The following is a 17,923-nucleotide window of genomic DNA, read 5'->3' on the forward strand; positions in this document are numbered from 1 at the left end:
ATGATAAGTATCTTATAAGTTTCTCAGATGTTTACCATTTTATGGATTTATAAGCTCCATACAATCATTGCTTTGTAGCAAAATGCAGGAAATTACAGTCACTCTGCACCGTTTTTGTAAATAAGTTGCCGATTAGCAATGCGGCGTTTAGAAATGAGTCATATAGAGGAGTTATACGGCATACATTAGGTGGCATATAAATTACGCCATGAGACGCGCCGAAGCAATCGCTAAACCTAGACGATAGCGCTAAAAATTCTCATTGTGACCACCTGCTAAAGCCAGTAGAATACCAACATGCTAAATTTAACCCCCCGTTATACCAGCACTCGCATCGACGAGTTGCCCGCCGCGTTGCAACCACTTGCCGCCCAATCGTTCACCCTTGCTAGGCTTTATGCCGGTCGCGGTATCACTGCGCCTGATGAGATAGAGACTGGATTATCTGGTTTACTGCCTGCTGAGACGTTGCATGGCGTCACCGAAGCGGTGCGTCTATTAGATATTGCTATTGATGAAGGGCAGCGTATCTTAATTGTCGGTGATTTTGATTGCGATGGGGCAACCAGTACGGCGCTTATGATGCGCGCCCTGACAAAAATGGGGGCAGTGGTTGATTTTTTAGTCCCTGACCGTTTTAAATACGGCTATGGTCTGACGCCAGAGATTGTTGACTTGGGAATCAAGACCTATCAACCGCAAGTCATCGTCACGGTAGACAATGGTATCTCAAGCCATGAAGGCGTGGCGCGTGCGCAAGCTGATGGCATTACGGTGATTATTACTGACCATCACCTGACTACCAAAGAGACGCCGCCTGCAGAAGCTGTGGTCAATCCCAATCAGCTCGACTGTAACTTTAGCAGTAAGGCATTGGTAGGGGTTGGCGTGGCGTTTTATGTACTGGGACGCTTGGCAAAATTACGCCGTGAAGCAGGCAAGTCTAGCGTGCAAGTCAGCCAGTATTTGGATTTGGTCGCGCTTGGAACGATTGCTGATGTGGGCGTACTTGATAAAAACAATCGCATTTTAGTCCATCATGGACTGAACGCCATTCGTCAAGGTCGCTGTTCGCTCGGTATATTGGCACTGCTTGAACAAGCGGGTCGTGACCCTAAGCAATTACAGGCGCAGGACTTTGGTTTTGTCTTAGGTCCACGTATCAATGCTGCTGGGCGTATGGATAATATGCGCATCGGTATCGAGTGCTTACTAACCGATGACTGGAGCACCGCACAGCGTTTGGCACAAGAGCTTGAACAGCTGAATCGTACCCGCCGCCATGTGGAAAGTGAGATGCGCGCACAAGCGGATAGTATTGTGCAAGCATTAACTGCTACTGATTCTAATAATAGTTCTGATGGGAGCGATGCTACTATTATTCAGCGTAAGCCTGAGAAACAGGTTGTTAATAATCAAAATCGCAGCATTATTTTATATCAAGACGATTGGCATCAAGGCGTTATCGGTATCGTCGCTGGTCGTCTAAAAGAAAGTCATTATCTGCCCAGTATTGTCTTTGCGCCAGCAGACACAGAGCGTACGGGGGACGACGATGATATCAAGGGCTCGGCACGCTCTATCGCTGGCGTACATATTCGTGATGCGATTGAGCAAGTGGCCGAACGATATCCTGATTTAATCAGCCATTTTGGTGGTCATGCTATGGCCGCTGGCTTAACGATTAAACGTCGCAACTTTGATGGCTTTGTGAGCGCGTTTAACGAAGTGATGGCGCAGATGGATGATGAAGTCTTTGCCGAGCAGAAATTTACCGATGGAGCACTACAAGCGGGCGATTTTAGCTTATGGTTTGCGGAGCATTTAGCCAATGCCAGTATTTGGGGTCATGGCTTTGCGCCGCCGATATTTGACGGCGTGTTTGAGGTACTGAGCTTTAAGATATTAAAGGACAAACACCTCAAATTGTCGTTACGTTATCCCGATGTGCAATACCCGATTGAGGCAATTCAATTCAATTTTGATAGCAGTGCTTGGGATTACCGCGCCGAAAAAGTGCATGTATTGTTTCAGCTAGACATTAACGAGTGGAACGGCAAACAAAGTTTGCAGTTGATGGTCAAAGATTTGGCGCTCGTAAAAGAGACGGTAGAAGAAAGCCAGCAGGTTAATGGTGCTGACCGTAATGGTATGTGCTAATAGTTGCTAGGCTTTAATATTTCCATTCAATGGTCGGAAACTGCCAGTCATAACGAATGGCCAGCATGCGCAAGGTAAAAATCGTCGCCATTGCCGAGATATCGGCAATCCAAGCGGTCACGCCAAGATTGTGCAGCGCAAAGTAAAGGATACCGCCTGTTAAAGCGGCACTGATATAAATCTCTTGCTGTAGCACCAGTGGAATTTCATTACAAATCATATCGCGGATGATGCCGCCGACAATAATGGTGATCACTCCCAGTAGTAATGCAACCGGCACATTTGCACCCATACTATCAGCAACTTTGATACCGATTAAGGTAAAGGCTGACAGCCCAATGGTATCGGAGAGTTTTAGGAATTTATCGACACGTTTAGAGTTGGGGTGAAAGAATATCTGCATCACCAGTGAAGAGAAGGTAATAACCGTCAGATAGCTCATGTCCACCATCCAAAACAGGGGATGACGATCCAAAATCACATCACGCACCGTACCGCCGCCGATGGCAGTCACAATCGATACCAGTAAGCAGCCGAATACATCAAAATTCTTATGCTTGGCTAATATCGTCCCCGAAATACTACAAGCGACAATCCCAATCATATCAAACAGATAAATCAGTGAGCGCGGGTCAAAGGTAGTAATCAGATCAGAATCTAAGGCGATGGCGAGCATGAATTTTTCTCATTAAAGCACTGATATTAAAACACTGATGTTTTCTTCGCTAATCAGTTAATCGACCAAACGAATCGAAGGCAAGTGCCAATCGAACTTAAGCGCCAGCATACGCACGGCGAAGATGATAAACAGCATCATAAATTCATTGATAACCGCATCAACGCCCCAGTAATCAAGCGCTAAATAAGTCAAAGAGCCTGCAATACTGGCAGTGATATAAATCTCACGCTGCAACAGTAAAGGTATCTCATTACAGATAATATCACGCAATAAACCACCTATAATCGCCGTCCATACCCCCATCATGACAGCAATCACGGGTGACATATCTTGTGCCAAAGCCACTTTAAAACCAATCACACTAAAGGCAGCCAAACCAATCGCATCAAAGAGTTTAAGTGCTTTATCAATCTTATGATACAAATGAAAGAAAATTTGTAAGATAAGGGAAGTAATGGTAATGACGATGACATAGTTGAGGTCAGTCATCCAAAACAGCGGATGACGATCAAGCGCCATGTCACGTAATGTACCGCCGCCAATGGCATTGACCATAGAAACCAAAATACAGCCAGCAATATCAAAGCCTTTATGTTGCGCGAGCAAGGTACCCGCGATGGCGCAAGCAATGACGCCAACCATATCTAATAAATACAGCAGAATATCGGGGAAAATAAAGTTATTTATCATGGTTTATTTAAGCCTTAACCGTCCTTTGCAAATAGTATCAGCCCCAGTATAATCAGCCCGATACCGACCAACCCCAATGCTGAGGGTATCGTATTGTTCAACAATAATATACCGCCAATCAAAGCAAAGATTACCTCGCTGGCTTGGGTTGAGTCAACGCCTGCCACTTCACTTGAGGTCACCGCTTGTTCACGTGCATATAAAAATATGCTCGTCGCTGCGACTCCAGCCAAAAGTGCGACGAGCAAGGTATTAAATACTTGTGTCGTTGCAGGCGGTTCAGGATGTACAAGCACACCTAAAATTACCCAAAATGGCAAGCTACCGAGGGTCATTAGCCAGATTTTGTTAAAGGCGTTTTGTAGCAGCGTCGTCTCGATAGCAGGAATACGGGCGATGAGGTTTTGTAGCCGTGACGCAGTTTGCCTATCAATAGGTAATATAGGGGCTTCGGTAATGATGCGCTGGGTATGAGTGTCGGGGTCGTTTGGCTGAAGATTATCACGAGCCTGTTGCTGCTCAGTGCTGTGTTTGCGAGTGTTGTAAGAAACTTGCCAAACCAGCTGATTACCGACGGGGTAACTAAAGGCGGAAATTAGTGCAGGCACAGCACCGTAAAGCAGCATTTCTACCATCGGCGTGCTATCAATATCGGTTAGGGCAGAAGCGCCTAATCCTTCGCTGACGTTGACCAATACTACCCCTATAAAGACCAACAGCGCGTAAATAATGAACTTTTTATCGAAGCGCTGCCCAAATGCCATTAATACAATAAGGCTGGTCACCACGGTAAACATAAAGGTTGCAGCAACCACCCAGCCTGCGACGTGGTCACCAGCATAGCAAATGCCCGTATAAAATAATCCAAAGCCAATAGTACCGGTAATACACCAAAAGCCCCAATGCTGACAAAAAATGGTCATCAGCGCTTTCATACGACCAAAGCCGTGTTGGAGGATAATAATGGCAGTAATAATCAACCACATAAAGACATAGCGCAGGCTTGCTGACCAAAACCAATGACCACCGGCATTACTCATCAGCTCATTTAAAATAAATGTCGAGCTAAAAAACGCACCCGCCAATAAGCCCAATAAAATCAGTTTGACCATTCATGCGTCCTTGCAGTCGGCTCGTTGGCTATTTAGAGTGTATTTATTTTTTATCTTTAGGTTGCTGATTGCCTAAATCGTACGGATGTTAGGCGGTTATTTACCTTTGGCATCTGCCCAAATAATCTTATGCAATTGCAATTGGAAACGTACAGGTAGGGCGTCAGCTAACATCCATTCGGCAAGCTCGCGTGCCAATACTGGTACCTCTGGGCTGCCCATTTCTTTATTTGCAGCTACAGTAACATCATCTGCGACATTAAACATCGGTGAAAACCAAACCGTACCAACCAATTTATCCAGCTGATGCTCAAGCAGTTTTTCTTTTGCCCACTCATAATCCGCACGGTTCATAATGACAAATTTGATTTGGTCATGTTGAGTCAGATAGTCGAGATTTGACCAAAGATTCTTATCGACTTCACCCGAGCTGGGCGTTTTAAGGTCCATGACTTTGCTGACCGCGGGTGGTACATTTTCTACCGTTAATGCCCCTGCGGTTTCAAGCGATATCTCATAACCCTCATCCAATAAACGCGTCATTAATTCAATGGCGTTTGGCTGTGCTAATGGCTCACCACCGGTCAAGCAAATACGCTTGCAGGGAAAGCTTGCAATAGTCGCCATAATGGTCTCAAGCGATTGACGCTCACCGCCACTAAAAGCGTATTCAGTATCACAATAGACGCAGCGCAGCGGACAGCCGGTCAAGCGCACAAATATCGTCGGCAAGCCTGAGGTTAAGGCTTCACCTTGCAAGGAATAAAAAATCTCGGTCAAACGTAACCCTGCTTCGGGATCGGTGACAGGAATCGCCGAGGTGCGTAAAGATAGCTCACTCATAATATTTCAAATACAGTTAGAGATTGATAATGCCATTGAGCATTGATCAAATAAAAAAGAGGGTTTAATCGTCTGGTCAGCGTTAGTACTAAACTATTCTAAAAGAGGTTAGCTCAGGCTACAGCAAGACATGGATTATAACGTAATGTCCTACATTAAGCTGCTATTAAGCATTAGAAAAGATGCTAGAGTCAGCCCTAGCATCTTTTTTTTATGAAAGTAATAAACGCAATGACTAAAGTATTAGGCTAAACGTAATAGCTCATTGACTGATGTTTTAGCACGGGTTTGCGCATCGACTTTTTTTACGATAATGGCAGCATATAAGCTGTGGGTGCCGTCTTCCGATGGTAAGCTACCTGGGACGACGACTGAACCAGCCGGTACACGGCCGCGATGAATCTCACCCGTTTCGCGATCATAAATACGGGTAGATTGACCGATAAACACACCCATAGAAATTACTGAGCCTTCTTCGACAATCACACCTTCAACGATTTCAGAGCGTGCGCCGATAAAGCAGTTGTCTTCGATGATCGTTGGGTTGGCTTGTAATGGCTCTAAGACACCGCCGATACCAACGCCGCCTGATAGATGGACGTTTTTACCGATTTGGGCACAAGAGCCTACGGTCGCCCACGTATCTATCATAGCGCCTTGATCAACATAGGCACCAATGTTGACATACGATGGCATCAATACGGCACCAGCTGCGATATATGAACCTTTACGGGCAACCGCTGGTGGTACCACGCGTACGCCAGCTTCTTTAAACTGCGCTTGCGTCCAATCGGCAAATTTAGTCGGTACTTTGTCATAAAACTGCACATGTTCGCCAGCTGCCATGACGTAGTTGTCATTAAGGCGGAATGATAATAAAACCGCTTTTTTAGCCCACTGATTGACCACCCATGCGCCATCTTTTTTCTCTGCAACACGCAAGCTACCGTTGTCTAGTTGCTCAAGCACTTCATTAATGGCATCGCGTACGTCTTGTGGCATGGTTGCTGGGCTGTATTCGTTACGATTTTCAAAGGCTTGTTCGATAACTTGTTGTAATGACATAAATATTCCTAAAATGGATGGAAGGTAAATAAATAAAAAGTAATCAAAAGAGAGGTTTTAATTAAATGAGTAATAACGTCTGAACTAAAAAAATTGCTTGTCTTATGGCTGCTAATTTAGCGAGTTTTAGTAAATAAGTTAAGCGCCAGTCACAGCCATGCTATTAATGAGCAGAAGTATTACTATTTATCCAATCTAATATATCTTGGTAAACCTGCTCTTTATTCTGCTCATGTAGCGGCTCATGGCGCATGTGTGGGTAGAGCTGAAGGGTAATGTTGCTAAAGTTCTGCTTTTCTAAGCGGCTGGCAATTTTGCGAATACCTTTTCCCATATCGCCAATAGGATCGTTCTCGCCACTGACCAATAACATCGGAAAGTTTTTAGTAATCGTCGTTGCCCAGTTCTTGTTGAGACCAGCTTCCATTAAGGTAAATAAGGTCATAAAACCATTGTTGGTAAATTCAAAGCCGGTTAGTGGATCGGCTTCGTAGGCTTCGACAGCCGCGGGATCTTCGTTTAACCATGCAAACGGTGAGGAGGAAGTACGATTGTTAAGCTTGCTATTGAGCACTTTATTCATCGTATTAGCAAGCAGGGTATTTTTCTTTTTAGGCGCCGCTTTTGCCAGTACTTTATTGACAGGCAATAGTACTTTGGTCAATGGGTTGGCATCAGCGGTACCCATTAATATAGCGCCGTTAAAGTTACGCGCGTGATGTTTTAAGACGTTACGTACGATAAATGAGCCCATCGAGTGACCCATGATAAAGTGAGGTACGTTAGGGTGGCGCGCTTTTAGGCTGTCTGCCATGATGATGACATCTTTTAATAATGACTGTACCGGATGCTCTTCAGCGAAAAATCCCAAATCATCTGCTGATTTAATGGTTTGTCCATGACCAAGCTGATCATAAGTGGCAACCGCAATACCATGATCCGCTAAAAACTGCGCAAATTCTGCATAGCGTCTGCTGTGTTCTGCCATACCATGCACAATCAGTAAAGTGGCATTAATCGCCGTAGTATTATCGCTTGGCTCAAAAAAATTATGGTGTAGATAATGGATATTATCAGAAGAGGTGATTTGTTCGGTGTTAATCATAAGCGAATCCTGAAATTGATATAAAAGATAGAGAGAAACTGAACCTAGTCAAATCTATATGGATTTGACTATAAAGCATTCATTATTAGTATGCCGTCACCACAGTGTTATTTTGCTGGGCGCTGATAGATTATTTTACCTTCTTTGATAGTGGTTACCACGTTAATGTCTTTAAGCTTACTCGCATCTACCGTCAAAGGATTGGCATCTAATATAACCAAATCAGCCAGCTTACCCTCAGTTAAGGTACCCTTGCTATTTTCTTCATAATACTCATAAGCGGCATTGGTCGTAATGGCTTTGAGCGCTTGATAAGGCGTAGCGCGTTGCTCTTTACCGATAATCTCGCCTGAGCGCGAGGTGCGATTAACGGCAGACCAAACGGTAAATAGCGGATCGACTGGGGTCACGGTATCATCAGAATGGTTGGTATATTTTAACCCCATTTTATCAGCCGCCGCTATCGGGCTCGAAAAATCAGCGCGTTTTTTACCTAAGTTCTGCACATGCACATCACCCCAAAAGTAGGTATGATTGGTGAAAAACGACGGTAGCATCTTATATTTTTTAAAGGCTTCTAGCTGGTCAGGGCGTGCAAACTGGGCGTGGATGGGCACCGTACGGCGATCTTTGTCAGCGGCTTGTCCGGTCTTCTTAACCGCATATTCGTGTGCTTTAATAATCATATCTGTCGTGCCATCACCATTGTTATGAATAAACAATTGGTTATCACGCTGATAAGCCTTTACAAACATCTTATTAAGCTCATCTTGGCTAACACTTGGTAATCCGCGACAGTCCTTTTCGCAGTCTGGTACTGGCGTCAAATAAGGCTGACTAAAGTAAGCGGTTTTACCTTGCGGCGAGCCGTCGGCAATGATTTTAGTCCCTTGTACTTTAAAGCCGTTTTGATAGGTTTTCCATACAAAGTTTTTGTCCGCTAAGTTTTCATCTAAATCACTGACACCAGCCAGTGCGACCAAGTCTATTTTAAGCTTACCCGCATCGGCTTGTTTTTGGAAAAACTGAATGGTATTACGAGCCGTTGAGCCATTGTGCGCGGTAGTCAAACCGTTTTTGGCATAATAATCTTGTGTCTGCTCAAAGAACTTGGCTTGATTGGGCTCTAACACCTCTAACATCCGCCCCACAAAGGGGTACATAGCGGTTTCTTGGACAAGTCCATTCGGCTCATTGGAACCTTTAACTCGTGCAATATTACCACCATCTGGGTTTTTACTGTCAGCAGTAATTTTCATGGCTGCCAAGCCTTTGCTGTTGGCCACACCCATATGACCACTGGTATGTTGCAAGTATACTGGGTTATTAGGTAATACTTTATCGATGTCTTCTTTGGTTGGATGACGCTCCTCCGCTAATTGACTCTCATCATAACCCCAACCATATATCCATTCACCATCAGCAATATTATTGTCTTTTTTATAGGCTTTTAAGGCTTGTAGTATTTTCTCAATACTATCGACTTTGCCGACTGGGGGCGGGTTTAAGTTGACCTGACCCATGGTGTTTGACACCATGTCAAAGTGACTGTGCGGATCAATAAAGCCTGGTAATAAGGTTTTGCTGTTTAAATTCACTTGCGCTGCGTTCTTATATTTTGATTGGGCAGTATTTAGATCACCAACATAGGCAATCTTGCCTGCTTGAGTAACTAGCGCTTCAACCATCTGCGGTTGCTCACCTTCCATCGTGATGATATGGCCATTGTAATAAACAGTTGCTGAGTTACTTGCTTGTTCTATGCTGGTCTGCATGGCAGTACAGCCCATGATACTCATCAGCCCAATACTCAGTAACGTCGGCTTAATGATGCTTATAGTCATGGCGCTATCCTTAACATTGTTTTTAGATATATAAGTGCTGTCACCAATTTAACGACAAAGCTTTAAGGGGTCAATGCTATTTATGATTTTATCGTTAGCACACAATAGATTAGTCTCAAACTCTTTTAAATGATGTTTCAATTTCTATTGAAGTTTGATGAAATGCTAACCCCTAAGCTTATTTTATTTGCGGATTTTATTCTCTCAAACAACCAATCAGTTAATCAGTAATATTATGAAGCTATAAAGGGTTATCGATAAAAGATTATCAACTTTAGGCATTATCAGCTTATATAATATAAAATAGCAGCCATAAAAAAACCCCCATCAAAGTGATGAGGGTCTTGGCAAATGCCATAATCGAATCAAAGAAGATTCAAAAGATTTACTACTAAAATATGGCTCTCCAACCTGGGCTCGAACCAGGGACACACGGATTAACAGTCCGTTGCTCTACCAACTGAGCTATTGGAGAATAAGCGGTAAGGGTTTAGTTTCTTACAGCGGTCTTAGAAAGTCTCTAACGAGTTCTTGCTAAGTGGGGCGTATTCTAGCAAAGATAAAAAATACGTCAAGCTTTTTTTGCATATTTAGCAAAGATTATGCATTTATTGAGTAGATAAGCGTTATTGCAGGTCAGCTGTTATAGGCATGATTGCGAAGTAACAACAAATCAAGCTGACACCTTATACTATAATTATTTAGATTTGATAAATAAGTGTAGGGCTTGGTTAATAAAAACATTGCTAATAGCTTGGGCGTAGTCACAATAAAAATGAGAGGGTTAAAACGTTATCAAAATAAAAATACACGGACGATAAAAAAACGACTAAAAAGGATGTTTACCATGACAAATTCTTCTAAAAAACAACATATTCTTATTACTGGTGCGACCTCTGGCATTGGTAATCAGCTAGCAAAAGATTATCTAATAGCAGGTCACACTGTTTATGCAGTAGGACGTGACGACGAGTCATTGGCTGAATTAAAGTCGTTGGGGGCAGAAACGCTTGATTTGGATTTGATGGATCGAGATAAAGTGCTCGCTGCTTTCGATAAAATCAGTCAGATTGATTTGGCAATTTGTGGTGCGGGCATGTGCGAGTACTTAGATATGCCAAACTTCGATAGCAGTGTTTTTATGAAAGTAATGTCAGTGAATATGGGTACGTTATCGCATGCCATTGAAGGGGTGTTGCCAAAGCTCATTGCTTCAAAAGGTCGTTTGGTAGGCATTGGCTCGGCATCGGCTTATGTGCCTTTTGCTCGCGCAGAAGCTTATGGCAGCTCAAAGGTAGCTATCCACTATTTAATGAAAACTCTACAGATCAGCCTTGCACCGTACGACGTGTCGGTCAGCTTGGTTGTACCTGGTTTTGTTGAGACGCCAATGACCAAGCAAAACGATTTTTCGATGCCGTTTTTACAAACGCCTGAACAGGCAAGCAAAGCGATTCGTACTGGTATTGAGAGCGGTCATGACGTCATTGAATTTCCTAAAAAATTGACTTTACCATTAAAGGTATTGGGGACATTACCTGATGTGGTTTGGCAACATGTCAGTGAAAAAATCAATAAAAAATAGCCAGTTTTGATGCTTTTGAGCAGCTATAAAGAAAATAATAAGGAAAAGGAATACGCTATGCCATTTTTGCGCCGTAAATCTAAGCACACAGAAGCCGTTATTGATCATACAAGCCGTCATCTACAGGATACGCGAAATGCCCAAGCTAAAAAGCGTATCGCTATCATTGGCTCGGGTGTGTCAGGACTGACATGTGCGCATTATCTAGCAGCGCAATTTGAAGTCACAGTGTTTGAAGCCAATGACTATATCGGCGGGCACGTCAATACCATCGATGTGGCGCTGCAAGATGGTAAAAAATCCAAGTCTAATAAGGTTGAAAAAAGCGCCATAGATACTGGTTTCATCGTTTTTAATGAGCGAACGTATCCCAATTTTTTTCGTTTACTATATGAGCTGCAAGTGCCGTTTCAATCGACGGATATGAGTTTTTCTGTCAAGAATACCGCGCGCAATTTTGAATACAACGGTCATACGCTCAATACTTTGTTATCGCAGCGCAAAAATATTCTTAGTCCTAAGTTTTGGGCATTTATCACCGATATTTTGCAGTTCAATAAGCAAGTGCGCCAGCTGCGCCAAGATTATGAGGCAGCTCGTACACAAGGGCAGGATATCAGTGTTTTTACCAAACAAACGCTAGGCGAGTATCTAGATACTAAAAAGTACGGTGACTTATTCACGGACAATTATTTACTGCCGATGGTATCTGCTATCTGGTCAACTAGCTTGAATGACGTGCAAGAATTTCCGTTAATATTTTTTGCTCAATTTTTTGACAATCATGGTTTGCTTGATGTGGTCAATCGCCCGCAATGGTTCACTATCAAAGGTGGTTCTAAACAGTATGTCAATAAACTGGTGACACGCTTTGTAAAAATGGGTGGTACCGTTTTGGTCAACAGTCCCGTGCAGTCTGTCATCCGCCATAATGATAAAGTCACGTTGACGCTTGCTGATAAAACTGACGCCAATGACAAAGGTAGTATGAATAATGAAGCTAAAGTAGCTGTGCAAGCACTGGTTTTTGATGAGGTTATCTTTGCTTGTCATGCAGATACAGCGCTTAAAATATTACAAGATGCCAGTCCGACTGAGCAAGAAGTATTGAGCCCTTTTACCTTTACCAGTAACACTGCTGTTTTACATACCGATACTTCAGTCTTACCAAAGAGGTCGCTCGCTTGGGCAAGTTGGAATTATTTAATCGGTGATAGAAATTCTATTCAGAATGATAAAGAACCGCTTCAAACTACCATAAAGCCTGTATTGACCTATCATATGAATATTTTGCAGCGCTTGACCAAACAGCATAATTACTTAGTGACGCTCAATCATGAGGTGGACGAGAGTCAAGTTATCAAGCGTATAGACTATAGCCATCCAGTGTTTAATAACCAGATGATTGCTGCACAAGATGAGTGGTCACGTATTTCTGGTGTTGATTTGCATACCCATTTTTGCGGTGCTTATTGGTTCAATGGCTTTCATGAAGATGGCGTAAGAAGTGCGCTACGCGTCTGTCAGGCATTAGGATGCGACATCGATATTAAGGATACCGTTGACCCAAATCATCTGCCTGATACCGAGAGTGCTCATACGCCGTTCCGATATAAAGACTTGCCAATAAAGGCAGACAAACAGTTACGTAAACTTAAAAAACGTCAGATAATCACTGCCACGACCAATCAAGAATTAGTGGTATATATTGCAACTCTAGAGCCATCTGCCAAAGTAGACAGTAAGAAAAAACTGGGATTTTTTACGCGTCGTAAAGCCAAAAACACTTAGTTGGCTTAGCCAAGGAGGGCATGATGAATACTGCGTTACAACCGTCTAATATTAAGTCAAATGAAGACTTAGATGATATTCATACTAGATTGCCGCACCAAATTTTTTATGGAAGTACATGGCACAGTCGCTTGTTACCCAGTATGCATAAATTTGCTTATCCTTATCGTTATTGGGGGGTCAATATTAGTGCATTAGCGGCAGGGCAACCACTCCCAGAAGTTAATATTAATACGTCAGTTTTTCCCAAAAGTAAGATTTTAAAAAAACTGCTCTTATTCTCTGGTACCAAAAAGGCCTTGCAGCAATTCCACCCCAATGATTATTTACCAGGGTTAGGTTTAGAAGAAAATAGCCTAAGTAAAAATAAGAATACAGAATCAAATACAGCAAAGGCATTTAGCGCTGACCAAGCGCTAGAGCAGCGTTTAATACAGGCATTTACTAAACAGACGGGTAGTGCGCCAACAGGCGATATGATTGGGATGCTTGTTTGCCGCAATGCTGGTATTTATTTTAGCCCAGTGAATTTCTATCTAGGTTTTGATAGCGAGCAAAATCCTACCCATCTGCTAGCAGAGGTGTCAAATACTCCATGGGACAAACGCCATTATTATGGGTTTCTATTAGACGGCGCAAATACAGAGTTTTGTCATGATAAAGACTTTCATGTGTCGCCGTTTAATCCCATTGATCAGCAGTATTGCTGGCAAGTTGCGATAAAAAGTACAGTAAAAACTGAGACAAAAAAACAGTCGCAAAACGGTTTACAAGTTCGGATTGCTATTAATATCAGTGACTCGCGCGGTGAGGTTTTAAAAACAGGTATAAAAATGTCTGGTACACCAATGACAGCAATCACCATTCTCGAAAGTTTGCGCAAAAACCCATTGATGAATGTGACGTCTTTGACCCGCATCTATTGGCATGCTTTCAAACTCTATGCCATTAAAAAAGTGCCTTATATTAACTATGATGAAAAGTTAGCCGATAGCCAACAGCAGCAATCGGAGACGGGTAAAAAACCGGGTATGAGAAATAAACTGCAAAAATAAGCCCCACGACTTTAGAAGTCTAATATTCAGCATGATGCATTTAAACAAGGATGATTACAGAATGTCAGCACGACCAACCGACAGAGCACCCGCCTCAAAATTAGGAAGAATTAGCGCCCGTATGAGCCGAACGATTAATGAAAGCGCTATTTTACAACCTATCAATAGCAGCGTGAATTATGTAGCAAAACAAGCCATATTTCGTGCTCTCACTCATATTCAATTTGGCAGTATTACTATTATTGAGGATTTTGTTGGACAAGATGCTAAGCCGCATCTTTTTGGCAAACCATCTTCTGACAACATGAGCAGCTCAGCTATCGGTCGTCATCCGTTAGACATCACACTTATGATTCATGACAGCAACGTTTATCGTCAGTTGTTATTTGGCGGTTCTATTGCGCTAGCGGACAGCTATATCAATGGCGAATGGGATACGGATGATTTGACAGGTTTGATTCGACTGGCGGCACGTAATTTGGCAGTGCTTAATCAGTTAGAAAGCCGTTTTGCAGGTATCAATAAAACGTTTGAGCGGGCTAATCATAAGCTGCGCAGCAATGATAAATCTGGCGCGAAATCTAATATCTTAGCGCATTATGATTTGGGTAATGAGATGTACCAGCGTTTTTTAGACGATACGATGATGTATTCATCAGCAGTTTATAAAAATGTAGATACGACATTGGCTGAGGCGCAGCAGCACAAACTGGCCTTGATTTGTGAGCGTCTACAACTAAAACCTGAGGATACTGTGCTAGAGATTGGCACTGGTTGGGGCGGTTTTGCCATTTATGCCGCGCATCATTATGGCTGTCAGATAACGACCACAACTATATCGGACGCGCAATATGAAGAGGCGCAGCGCCGTGTTGCAGCGGCTGGGCTAGCAGATAAGGTCACGCTATTAAAACAAGACTATCGTGAGCTGACCGGACAGTATGATAAGTTGGTCAGTATCGAGATGATTGAGGCAGTCGGACACGAATATCTGCCGACGTTTTTTGCCAAATGCAATAGCCTGCTGAAGCCGACGGGCTTGATGGTATTGCAAGCCATTACTTTTAATGATCAACATTATAAAGATTATATAAAGTCAGTCGATTTTATTCAGACCCACATTTTCCCCGGTGGTTGTCTATTATCCAATCAAGAATTAACTACGCAATTTACCGAAAAGACAGATATGGTCATTAAGCAGTTGCATGACTACGGCTTTGATTATGCTTACACACTGCGCGATTGGCGTACTGCGTTTATGGCACAGCGTGAAGAGATTAAAGCGCTCGGTTATGATGAAGCGTTCATTCGCCTATGGGAGTTTTACTTCTGCTACTGCGAAGGCGGATTTTTGGAGCGGACGATTGGAGTAGTACAAGTCACCGCGGTCAAGCCAAACAATATTGATGCATGGCATTAATAGGCTGCATTTTTAGTCCCTATTATAAAAGGATATTATTATGGGTTATGTATATATCTATCTTGCTGCTGTGGCTATATTTTTAGGCATCGATGCGGTCTGGCTAAAGACGATGACTGGTCTTTTTTATGAAAAGCGCATCGGACATCTGCTTGCCGATGAGCCCAATATGATTGCAGCGGGCGTGTTTTATCTGTTTTATTTATTGGCGCTGTGCATCATTATCTTATACCCACAAATCAAAGCACAGGCTTCGCTCGGTCATATTTTTTTAATGGGTGCTTTGATAGGGTTGATGGCTTACGGTACTTATGACTTTACCAGCTTGGCACTGTATAAAGGCTATACCTTAGATACTGCATTGGTAGACTTTGTCTGGGGCGGACTGTTAACAGGCACGGTTAGCGCGATTGTCGCTTGGCTTGCGTATCGTTTTCATTGGTTGAGCTAATGAGCCGATTCAGTGAGCGCATTTACGAGTTAATCAAAGATACTTTGGTTAATTGCTATTTATTATCATGACATAAAATTTGGCATTTATACCCGTAAGACTGTACTTTAGCGGGCATTTATTTGCGATTTATCAGAGGCTGCTGTATAACGGACATTCAAAATAGATAGGCTTCTGATAACGGTAAGGAATATTATGTCGCAATACAATACCAGCTCTACTGCCAAAAGTGCACCTTTAAACCATGAGTTATATATGTCGGTGTTAATGACGCCAGATATGGCAAACTTTATAGGCAATGTGCACGGCGGTGATTTGCTCAAGATGCTTGATCAAGTCGCTTATGCTTGCGCCAGTCGCTATAGTGGTAGTTACGTCGTGACGCTATCGGTCGATCAGGTAATGTTCCGTGAGCCTATCTATGTCGGCGAGTTGGTTACCTTTGCAGCCAGTATCAACTACGTCGGCAGAACGTCTATGGAAGTGGGAATTCGTGTTGAAGCCGAAGATGTTCGCGCCCGTACGATTCGCCATACCAATAGCTGCTATTTTACTATGGTAGCAATTGACGATAATGGTAAGCCAACCCCTGTGCCTGAGCTTGAAATTAAAAATGAGATGCAACAATGCCGTTTTGATGCAGGCTTAGCGCGTAAAAACCTACGTATGGAAGGCTCGCATCGTCCCAGTTGTGATATTAATCAAATGATTGGTGAAAGTTTAGGCGCTGGAAATCTAGACGCTGAAAACAAGGCGGATAAAGGCATGGTTGGCGAGCTTTCTCAGCGTAGCAATGCGAAGTAGGGCGCTCTCAAACTATCGCGTCTATTAAAGCTATCAATACTTAAACAAAGTCTCACGAAAACCTTACTGACTAGCGCTCGGTTTTTGGTTAAATTTAATGGTAAATAAGGCAGATAAAAAAACAGGTAAAACGGCTAACATTGATAGCTCGACTGTTTTATTTGGCTGCCTTAACCCATTATATAAAACAGAGACTCATATGAGTTCAAAACCCTCAGGATTATCAGAATCCTACTCTACAGAGCAGTCAATACTGCAGGCCAGTCGCACTCGCGGTGGTAATAGCACGCGTTTTGATGTCACGAATACTTCCTCTCAACCTGCACCCAATGATAATGACAAAAAAGATGATCATAAATCTTCATCATTGATCACTGTGCTGATTGCGGTTGGGGCAAATCTTATTATTGCCATTGCCAAAACAATTGCGGCCTTTATGACCGGTTCTGCTTCTATGATAGCGGAATCCGCGCACTCTTGGGCAGATGCGGGTAATGGTACTTTATTAATCGTTGCAGAAAAAAAGTCGATCAAACCTGCTGATAAAAGCCATCCATTAGGCTATGGTAAAGAATCATACGTGTGGTCGATGATTGCTGCCTTTGGCGTCTTTATGGCGGGCTCCATTGTTTCTATTTATACCGGTATTACCGAATGGAATGCGTCCGAAACTGACACCAACTATACCATCGGCTTTATTGTCTTAGCAGTGGCCTTTGTCCTTGAAGGCTTTTCCTTATTGCAAGCTTATTTGCAAAGTAAAAAACATGGCGAGGCTATCAACCTTAGCGCCCTTGGTTATGTTATTGATACCTCAAACCCAACATTGCGCGGCGTCTTCTTTGAGGATTTAGCAGCGGTCATTGGCTTGGTCATTGCCGCAGCGGCGATGGGCATGCATGCTTATACCGGGCAACCTTTTTGGGATGCACTTGGGTCGATTGTTGTCGGTATACTGTTGGGTATGGTCGCTATCTTTTTAATCAGCCGCAATCGCGACTTTTTGGTGGGCTATAAAGTCTCAGAAAAAATGCATTGCTACATATTAACTGAGTTATTAAATCATCCGGATATTGATAGCGTCTCTTATTTACATTTGGAATGGGTCGGACCCAAAAAAGTATTTATGGTGGCTGCAGTAGACATCGCTGGTAACCAGAAAGAACAGCAAATCGCGCAAAAATTTGAAGATATTGAAAATCAGTTTCGCGCCAATCCGCTATTTCAAGAAGCCATCCTAACGCTGTCAATTCCTAATGCTGAGATTTTACGCCCACCAGATAGCTGATACTGTTTAAAAGGTCTATTTAGTAACTGAA

15 protein-coding genes and 1 tRNA gene are annotated in these 17,923 nt (G+C 42.9%); 8 read left to right on the forward strand and 8 right to left on the reverse strand.

Annotated elements, in window-relative coordinates; genetic code table 11:
- The first annotated feature begins 297 nt into the window (after window positions 1-297).
- Window positions 298-2,160 carry a single-stranded-DNA-specific exonuclease RecJ gene (recJ, locus tag FQ084_RS02320; RefSeq protein ID WP_149489016.1) on the forward strand — a complete coding sequence of 621 codons (1,863 nt, stop codon included), beginning with the start codon at window positions 298-300 and terminating at the stop codon, window positions 2,158-2,160.
- A gap of 13 nt (window positions 2,161-2,173) precedes the next feature.
- Here the strand turns inward: recJ and FQ084_RS02325 are convergent, their stop codons facing one another.
- The 8 genes from FQ084_RS02325 to FQ084_RS02360 form a co-directional block, all read right to left on the reverse strand.
- On the reverse strand, window positions 2,174-2,836 hold the full coding sequence (locus FQ084_RS02325; protein ID WP_149489017.1) for a trimeric intracellular cation channel family protein: 663 nt from the start codon (window positions 2,834-2,836) through the stop codon (window positions 2,174-2,176).
- 57 nt (window positions 2,837-2,893) lie between these two features.
- Window positions 2,894-3,529: a trimeric intracellular cation channel family protein gene (locus tag FQ084_RS02330; RefSeq protein ID WP_149489018.1), complete on the reverse strand. Its 636-nt coding sequence runs from the start codon at window positions 3,527-3,529 to the stop codon at window positions 2,894-2,896.
- A 14-nt stretch (window positions 3,530-3,543) separates the two neighbouring features.
- Window positions 3,544-4,641: a multidrug resistance efflux transporter family protein gene (locus FQ084_RS02335; RefSeq protein ID WP_149489019.1), complete on the reverse strand. Its 1,098-nt coding sequence runs from the start codon at window positions 4,639-4,641 to the stop codon at window positions 3,544-3,546.
- Window positions 4,642-4,737: 96 nt separating this feature from the next.
- Window positions 4,738-5,484: a 7-carboxy-7-deazaguanine synthase QueE gene (gene queE / locus FQ084_RS02340; RefSeq protein WP_149489020.1), complete on the reverse strand. Its 747-nt coding sequence runs from the start codon at window positions 5,482-5,484 to the stop codon at window positions 4,738-4,740.
- A 243-nt stretch (window positions 5,485-5,727) separates the two neighbouring features.
- Complete coding sequence (gene dapD / locus FQ084_RS02345) at window positions 5,728-6,549, reverse strand: 2,3,4,5-tetrahydropyridine-2,6-dicarboxylate N-succinyltransferase (RefSeq protein WP_149489021.1); 822 nt, start codon at window positions 6,547-6,549, stop codon at window positions 5,728-5,730.
- Between the two features lie 163 nt (window positions 6,550-6,712).
- Window positions 6,713-7,654, reverse strand: a complete 942-nt coding sequence (locus tag FQ084_RS02350) for an alpha/beta fold hydrolase (protein ID WP_149489022.1) — start codon at window positions 7,652-7,654, stop codon at window positions 6,713-6,715.
- A 107-nt stretch (window positions 7,655-7,761) separates the two neighbouring features.
- Window positions 7,762-9,498, reverse strand: coding sequence for an amidohydrolase (locus FQ084_RS02355; RefSeq protein ID WP_149489023.1), 1,737 nt, complete (start codon window positions 9,496-9,498; stop codon window positions 7,762-7,764).
- Between the two features lie 399 nt (window positions 9,499-9,897).
- Window positions 9,898-9,973 (reverse strand) — tRNA-Asn (locus tag FQ084_RS02360).
- Window positions 9,974-10,345: 372 nt separating this feature from the next.
- On the opposite strand from FQ084_RS02360, the gene FQ084_RS02365 reads away from it, so the two are divergent.
- From FQ084_RS02365 to FQ084_RS02395, 7 genes are all read left to right on the forward strand, one after another.
- On the forward strand, window positions 10,346-11,083 hold the full coding sequence (locus FQ084_RS02365) for an SDR family NAD(P)-dependent oxidoreductase (protein WP_149489024.1): 738 nt from the start codon (window positions 10,346-10,348) through the stop codon (window positions 11,081-11,083).
- A gap of 57 nt (window positions 11,084-11,140) precedes the next feature.
- Complete coding sequence (locus FQ084_RS02370; protein WP_149489025.1) at window positions 11,141-12,874, forward strand: NAD(P)/FAD-dependent oxidoreductase; 1,734 nt, start codon at window positions 11,141-11,143, stop codon at window positions 12,872-12,874.
- Window positions 12,875-12,897: 23 nt separating this feature from the next.
- Window positions 12,898-13,929: a DUF1365 domain-containing protein gene (locus FQ084_RS02375; protein ID WP_149489026.1), complete on the forward strand. Its 1,032-nt coding sequence runs from the start codon at window positions 12,898-12,900 to the stop codon at window positions 13,927-13,929.
- Between the two features lie 61 nt (window positions 13,930-13,990).
- The gene (locus FQ084_RS02380; RefSeq protein WP_149489027.1) at window positions 13,991-15,349 is read left to right on the forward strand and encodes an SAM-dependent methyltransferase; all 1,359 of its coding nucleotides are present in this window, start codon (window positions 13,991-13,993) and stop codon (window positions 15,347-15,349) included.
- Window positions 15,350-15,389: 40 nt separating this feature from the next.
- Window positions 15,390-15,800 carry a DUF2177 family protein gene (locus FQ084_RS02385; RefSeq protein WP_149489028.1) on the forward strand — a complete coding sequence of 137 codons (411 nt, stop codon included), beginning with the start codon at window positions 15,390-15,392 and terminating at the stop codon, window positions 15,798-15,800.
- Window positions 15,801-15,995: 195 nt separating this feature from the next.
- Window positions 15,996-16,604: an acyl-CoA thioesterase gene (locus FQ084_RS02390; RefSeq protein ID WP_262880628.1), complete on the forward strand. Its 609-nt coding sequence runs from the start codon at window positions 15,996-15,998 to the stop codon at window positions 16,602-16,604.
- Window positions 16,605-16,803: 199 nt separating this feature from the next.
- The gene (locus FQ084_RS02395; RefSeq protein WP_149489029.1) at window positions 16,804-17,892 is read left to right on the forward strand and encodes a cation diffusion facilitator family transporter; all 1,089 of its coding nucleotides are present in this window, start codon (window positions 16,804-16,806) and stop codon (window positions 17,890-17,892) included.
- The last annotated feature ends 31 nt before the right edge of the window (window positions 17,893-17,923 follow it).

This window comes from Psychrobacter sp. ANT_WB68, from assembly GCF_008369115.1.
Taxonomy (GTDB): Bacteria; Pseudomonadota; Gammaproteobacteria; order Pseudomonadales; family Moraxellaceae; genus Psychrobacter.